Annotated in this window: 4 protein-coding genes and 1 pseudogene; 4 read left to right on the plus strand and 1 reads right to left on the minus strand. The window is 63.6% G+C overall.

Annotation, left to right across the window (positions count from 1 at the left end):
- Window positions 1-53 precede the first annotated feature (53 nt).
- Both serA and X739_RS1000000170550 read left to right on the plus strand, forming a co-directional pair.
- On the plus strand, window positions 54-1,655 hold the full coding sequence (gene serA / locus X739_RS149930; protein ID WP_023784281.1) for a phosphoglycerate dehydrogenase: 1,602 nt from the start codon (window positions 54-56) through the stop codon (window positions 1,653-1,655).
- Between the two features lie 1,090 nt (window positions 1,656-2,745).
- Window positions 2,746-3,150: a cytochrome c gene (locus tag X739_RS1000000170550; protein WP_023775397.1), complete on the plus strand. Its 405-nt coding sequence runs from the start codon at window positions 2,746-2,748 to the stop codon at window positions 3,148-3,150.
- A 16-nt stretch (window positions 3,151-3,166) separates the two neighbouring features.
- Here the strand turns inward: X739_RS1000000170550 and X739_RS149925 are convergent, their stop codons facing one another.
- A complete protein-coding gene (locus X739_RS149925) occupies window positions 3,167-4,063 on the minus strand; it encodes a DMT family transporter (RefSeq protein ID WP_023775398.1) in 897 nt (298 codons plus the stop codon).
- 211 nt (window positions 4,064-4,274) lie between these two features.
- Between X739_RS149925 and X739_RS149920 the strand changes: the two genes are divergently transcribed.
- Both X739_RS149920 and X739_RS149915 read left to right on the plus strand, forming a co-directional pair.
- Entirely contained in the window at window positions 4,275-5,573 is a 1,299-nt protein-coding gene (locus X739_RS149920) for an adenylosuccinate synthase (RefSeq protein ID WP_023775399.1), read from the plus strand.
- 75 nt (window positions 5,574-5,648) lie between these two features.
- Window positions 5,649-6,672: pseudogene (locus tag X739_RS149915) on the plus strand (hypothetical protein); the annotation flags it as partial.

Below are 6,672 nucleotides of genomic sequence, written 5' to 3' on the forward strand. Positions count from 1 at the left end.
TGCGGCCCGAGGGCCGTCCGTTCCCGGATCAATCCATTTTCAAGGAGGCCGCCATGGCGCCCCGCGTTCTCGTCTCTGACAAACTCTCTCCAACCGCCGTGCAGATCTTCAAAGATCGCGGCGTCGAGGTCGACTATCTGCCCGACCTCGGCAAGGACAAGGAAAAGCTGCTCGAAGTGATCGGCAAGTATGACGGCCTCGCCATCCGTTCGGCGACCAAGGTCACCGAGAAGCTGATCAACGCGGCCACCAATCTCAAGGTCGTCGGTCGCGCCGGCATCGGCGTCGACAATGTCGATATTCCGGCGGCAAGCCGCAAGGGTATCATCGTGATGAACACGCCCTTCGGCAATTCGATCACGACGGCCGAACACGCCGTGGCGATGATCTTCGCGCTCGCCCGCCAGATCCCGGAAGCCAACGCTTCGACCCATGCCGGCAAATGGGAGAAGAACCGCTTCATGGGCGTCGAGATCACCGGCAAGACGCTGGGCGTCATCGGCTGCGGCAATATCGGTTCGATCGTCGCCACACGCGGCGTCGGGCTGAAGATGCACGTCGTCGCCTTCGACCCATTCCTGTCGGACAAGCGCGCCGAGGAGCTCGGCGTCGACAAGGTGGAGCTGGACGAACTCTTCGCCCGCGCCGACTTCATCACGCTGCACACGCCATTGACCGACAAGACCCGCAACATCATCGATGCGGCTGCGATCGCCAAGATGAAGAACGGCGTGCGCATCATCAACTGCGCGCGTGGCGGGCTGGTGGTCGAGGCCGACCTGGTCGCGGCGCTGAAGAGCGGCAAGGTGGCAGGCGCCGGCATCGACGTGTTCGAGGTCGAACCGGCGGAGCAGAATGTGCTGTTCGGCATGGAGAACGTGGTGGCGACACCACACCTTGGCGCCTCGACGGCGGAAGCGCAGGAGAATGTCGCGCTGCAGGTCGCCGAGCAGATGGCCGACTACCTGATCAAGGGCGCGGTCTCCAACGCCATCAACATGCCCTCGATCACGGCGGAAGAGGCGCCGCGGCTGAAGCCGTTCGTCAAGCTCGCCGAAGTGCTGGGCGCCTTTGTCGGCCAGGTCACCGAGGATCCGATCAGCGAGGTGGAGATCCTGTTCGACGGCTCGACCGCGACGATGAACACGCGCGCTTTGATCAGTGCCGCCCTGGCGGGATTGATCCGGCCGCAGGTCGCCGACGTCAACATGGTGTCGGCGCCGATCATGGTGAAGGAACGCGGCATCATCGTCGCCGAGGTCAAACGCGATAAATCGGGCGTCTTCGACGGCTATATCAAGCTCACGGTCAAGACCGAACATATGACTCGCTCGATCGCCGGTACCTGCTTTTCGGACGGCAAGCCGCGCTTCATCCAGATCAAGGGCATCAATCTCGACGCCGAGGTCGGCCAGCACATGCTGTATACGACCAATGCCGATGCGCCCGGCATTATCGGCCTGCTCGGTACTGTCTGCGGCGAGAACGGCGTCAACATCGCCAACTTCCAGCTCGGCCGCAACCGGCCGGGCGGCGACGCTATCGCACTGCTCTATCTCGACGCCCCGTTTCCGGAGAAGGTGCTGGAGCAGGTGCGCGACCATAAGTCGATCGATTCTGCAAAGCGGCTGCGGTTCGACGTGGGCGGGATCTAGCTCCCCACACCCTCTGAGGTGACAAGCCATACATCAGACGCCCCGTTTGCCGGCATGCATCCGGGGCGTTCCACGACCGCTGGAGCCGCCCGACGGTTTGCGTCGTCGCGGGCCCCGCCGCAGGCGTCGCGCCAAGGGCGCCCTTGCGTCAAGCTGCCGCAAGATGTCCTTTTTAGCCATCAGTACATTAGAGTAGACAGATAAGCATAAGGACTGGCCCAATCTAACGATTTTGTGATCTGCTTGACGATCCCGGTTTCTTTCCGCACGCTGCAGTCAATTGACGGATATGACCTAACTTTAACTGTTGGTCATGATTTTGCGCGCAACATCCGGCGCGCCTCTGTTGCTGTCGTGGTGCCTTCGATGGATCATCGCAGCACAGTCCGACCGAGCCGGGGCCTTTTTCTGTCGGCGATTGCGCGGGCTGTCATACCCGGCCGGGCGGCAAGCCGCTGGCCGGTGGCCTGCCGCTCGAAACGCCTTTCGGCGCACTGGTGCCGCCCAACATCACGCCAATTGGTCCGAGGCCGATTTCCGCAACATGATGAAGTCGGGCGTCGGCCACAATGGCGTGCGGCTCTATCCCGCCATGCCTTACCCCGCCTATACCAGGGATGAACGAGCAGGATATTTCCGACCTGTGGGCCTACATGACCACGATCGACCCGGTCTCGAACAAGGTCGAAGCCAACCAGCTGCCGTTCCCGCTGAACATCCGGCTGGCAATGTGGGGCTGGAACCTACTCAACTTCAGCGAGGCAAGCTTCCAGGCCGACCCCTCCAAATCGGCGGAATGGAACCGCGGCGCCTATATCGTCCAGGGCGCCGGGCACTGCGGCACCTGCCACACGCCCAAATCGTTCCTTGGAGCGGACCAAGACAGCGGCTTCCTGCAAGGCGCCTCGCTGCAAGGCTGGTTCGCCCCCGACATCACCAACAATGCTCAGTCTGGCCTAGGCAAATGGTCGCAAGAGGATGTGGTCGCCTACCTCAAGACCGGCGTCAACGCGCATTCGATCGCATCCGGTCCGATGGCCGAGGCGATCGAGATCTCGACCTCCAAGATGCGGATCCCGACCTCAAGGCCGTGGCCGTCTATCTCAAGAGCCTGGGGCCGGACACCGGCAATGCGCAGGCGCCCAAGCCCGACGAGGCGCGGATGGTGGCGGGCGCGGCGATCTATCATGACAATTGCTCGGCCTGCCATGGCGGCGATGGCGCCGGGGCCGGAGCGCTTTTCCCAGCGCTGGTCGGCAACTCGATCGTCGCGCAGGGCAATCCCGAGACCCTGGCTCGCGTCGTTCTCGCCGAAAGCCAGGCGGTGCACACGGCCGGTGCGCCGACGACGCCTTCGATGCCCTCGCTGGCATGGCGGGTGAAGGACCAGGAAATCGCCGACGTGCTGAGCCTTGTGCGCGGCAGCTGGGGCAATTCCGCTCCGGCGGTCTCGTCGGACGATATCGCGGCGGTGCGCAAGGAACTGGTGCGGTAATAATCCCGGCGCGACGTCAGAAGCCAGACGCCATCTTGCGCCCGCTGTACTCGGCGAGCCCGATGCCGCCCAGAACGAGGACCAGCGCCAGCGCCTGATAGAGCTGGAACGTCTCGCCGACGATCAGCACCGAAAGCAGCGTGCCGAAGATCGGCACCAGATTGATGAACAAGCCGGCCCGGTTGGCGCCGATCAGTTCGTTGCCCCTGATATAGGTTATCTGCGAGATAACCGAAGCGCCGATCGCCGTATAGACGATGACCGCCCAGCCGCGGGCGTCGGGCACGATCACCTTGCCGGCGGCGGCTTCCCACAGGAAGAAGGGCAGTGAGGTGATGAGCGCGGCGAACGACATGGCCAGCATCAGGCTTTGCCAGCGCATCGCCGGCTTCAGCCGCAACCCGACCGAATAGCTGCTGTAGAGAACGACCGCGACCAGCATGATGGCGTCGCCGAAATTGAGCTCCAGCGTCAGCAGCCGGCGCGGATCGCCATGGCAGGCGGTCAGGATGACGCCGAAGACGGTCAGCACCACGCCGGCTATCTGCGCCCAGTTCACGCGCAGGCGGAAGAAAACGAAATTGGCTGTCATGATCAGGATCGGCATCGCCGCCTGTTCGATCGAGACATTGATCGCCGTGGTGTAGTTGAGGGCGGTGTAGAAGATGGTGTTGAACAGGGTGAAGCCGCTGGCGCCAAGCGCTGCCAGCACGAGCCAGTGCCGGCGCACGACGGGCCAATCCTCCTGGATCGTGCGCCAGCCGATCGGCAGCAGGATCGCCACGGCCAGCATCCAGCGCAGGAAGACCAGCGTCATAGGCGAGACGTGGCCGACCGCCAGCTTGCCGGCCACCGAATTGCCGCCCCACAGCAAGGTGGTGAGCAGCAGGAACATGTAGGCGTTTCGATGCATCGCGGGCTTCCGGCCGCGGGATGGGCCGCGGTGTTTGCCGGCCTATTGCCCCGGCCAGCCCAAGTAAATGATGTCAAAGCCGAAAATTGTTGTGCCTCAGGGCATTTTCGGCGGCAAAGAAAGGTCGCACTCGCGAGGTCTTGACGCTATAGAGGCCTGTCGTTTCGAACCATATCCAAGCCGCGCGGCGGCGTCTCAAGGGAAAAGAAACATGGCCAATGTGGTGGTCGTCGGCTCGCAGTGGGGCGACGAAGGCAAGGGCAAGATCGTCGACTGGCTGTCGGAGCGCGCCGATGTCGTGGTGCGCTTCCAGGGCGGCCACAATGCCGGCCACACACTGGTCGTCGACGGCAAGGTCTACAAGCTGTCGCTGCTGCCTTCGGGCGTCGTGCGGGAAGGCAAGCTGTCCATCATCGGCAATGGCGTGGTCTTCGATCCGCATGCTTTCGTCGCCGAGGTGCAGAAACTGAAAGGCCAGGGCGTGGACGTGACGCCGGATCGCCTGAAAATAGCCGAAAACACGGCGCTTATCCTGTCCGTACACCGGGAGTTGGACGGGTTTCGCGAGGATGCCGCTTCGAATTCCGGAACAAAGATTGGCACGACCCGACGTGGGATCGGCCCCGCCTACGAGGACAAGGTGGGCCGGCGTGCCGTGCGGGTGATGGATCTGGCGGATTTGGAAACTTTGCCCGTGAAGGTCGACAGGCTGCTGACGCACCACAATGCGCTGCGTCGTGGGCTCGGCCATGACGAAGTCACGCATGATGCGATCATGCAGGAATTGACCTCGGTCGCGAACGACATCCTGCCCTACATGGACCGCGTCTGGAAGGTGCTCGACGACAAGCGCCGCGCCGGCGAGCGCATCCTGTTCGAGGGCGCGCAAGGCACGCTGCTCGACATCGACCACGGCACCTATCCGTTCGTCACCTCGTCCAACACGGTCGCCGGCCAGGCCGCCGCCGGCTCCGGCGTCGGCCCGGGCGCCATCGGCTATGTTCTCGGCATCACAAAGGCCTACACGACGCGTGTTGGCGAAGGTCCGTTCCCGACCGAGCAGAAGAACGAGATCGGCGAATTCCTCGGCACGCGCGGCCATGAATTCGGTGTCGTCACTGGGCGCAAGCGCCGCTGCGGCTGGTTCGACGCGGTGCTGGTGCGCCAGGCGGTTGCCGTCAACGGCATCAAAGGCATCGCGCTGACCAAGCTCGACGTGCTCGACGGGTTGGATGAGATCAAGGTCTGCACCGGCTACAGGCTGGACGGCGAGACGATCGACTATCTGCCGGCAAGCCAGGGCGCCCAGGCTCGCGTGGAACCCATCTACGAGACGTTGGAAGGCTGGAAGGGCACCACCGCCGGCGCACGTAGCTGGAACGATCTTCCGGCCCAGGCCGTCAAATATGTCCGATACATAGAGGAGTTGATCGGCGCGCCGGTCGCGCTCCTCTCCACCAGCCCTGAACGGGACGACACGATACTTGTGACCGATCCGTTTCAAGACTAGTTTCTCAAGCCTTCCCGGGCGTTGCGGCTGATTTGCGGAGGCCGGTCCGGAAGCAAAATACAGGTCGACTGACGCATGGCGAAAGATTTCGTTTCTGCTCTGAGGGACACGATAAACAATTTTGGCGATCCCACGCCTGAGCTGCGGGCCAAAGTCTACGACAAAGCGCGCTCGACGATTGCAAAGAAGATTGCCGAGCGCGATCCGCCCCTTTCGCCGTCGGATGCCGAAAGGCAGAAGCGCGGGCTGGAAGATGCCATATCGAGCCTTGAGCGTGAGTACATCAAAAGCGTGCCGGAGACCGATCCGCTCGCGGAACTGGAAAACATCTTTTCCTCCATCGACCGCAACAAGAACCAGTCGAACCACGTCAAGCAGCCGGTCAAGGCCGAACCGGCTCCCACTCCGTCCCCGTATCGGCCCGCCCCTGCCGCGGCCAGCCCGGAGCCATACAAACCGGCGCAGCCCGTTGCCAATGTCGAGCCCTACCGGGCTGCTCCAGCCGCCAAGGTCGAGCCAGGCTGGCAAAGGTCGACGCTGGTGCAGCCCGCTCCGGACTTTTCCGAAGAGACCTTGCCGGGGATGGACGCGGATCGGGACGACGACCAGGACGACGTCTTTGCCGATGACGAAGCGCCGGTGGCCACCGACACTTTCGAGCGTTTGCGCCCGGCCGAACGCAAGCGCAGCTATGGCGGGCTGATCGCCGCCGTCGTCGCACTGCTGGTCGTTGCCGGCGGCGGCTACGGCATCTGGCTGAACAAGGATGCCTTCGGCAAGATGTTGGGCCTGGACGGCAACAAGGTTGTTGCCAAGACCGAACCGGTGAAGACGACACCGGCCAAGCCGGCGACCGATACCACGGCCACGCCACCGGCGCCGGCGACCGGCGCGGAAGGCACGAAATTCACGCAGCGGCTGACGCCGGAAGGCGGCGAAACCGACCCAGGCCCAGCCGGTGGGCAAAGCGGCATAGGCGAGGGCGAATCCGTCGCCGCGCTGACGACACCGCCGACGGCAACGAATGCGCCGGCCACGGCAGCGCCGGCGGTTCCCGCGCCGGCTGCCAATACGCCTGCTGCCGGTACGCCCGCGGCAG

Origin of the sequence: Mesorhizobium sp. LNHC209A00 (assembly GCF_000502915.1) — a bacterium.
In the GTDB taxonomy this organism is placed as follows: Bacteria; Pseudomonadota; Alphaproteobacteria; order Rhizobiales; family Rhizobiaceae; genus Mesorhizobium.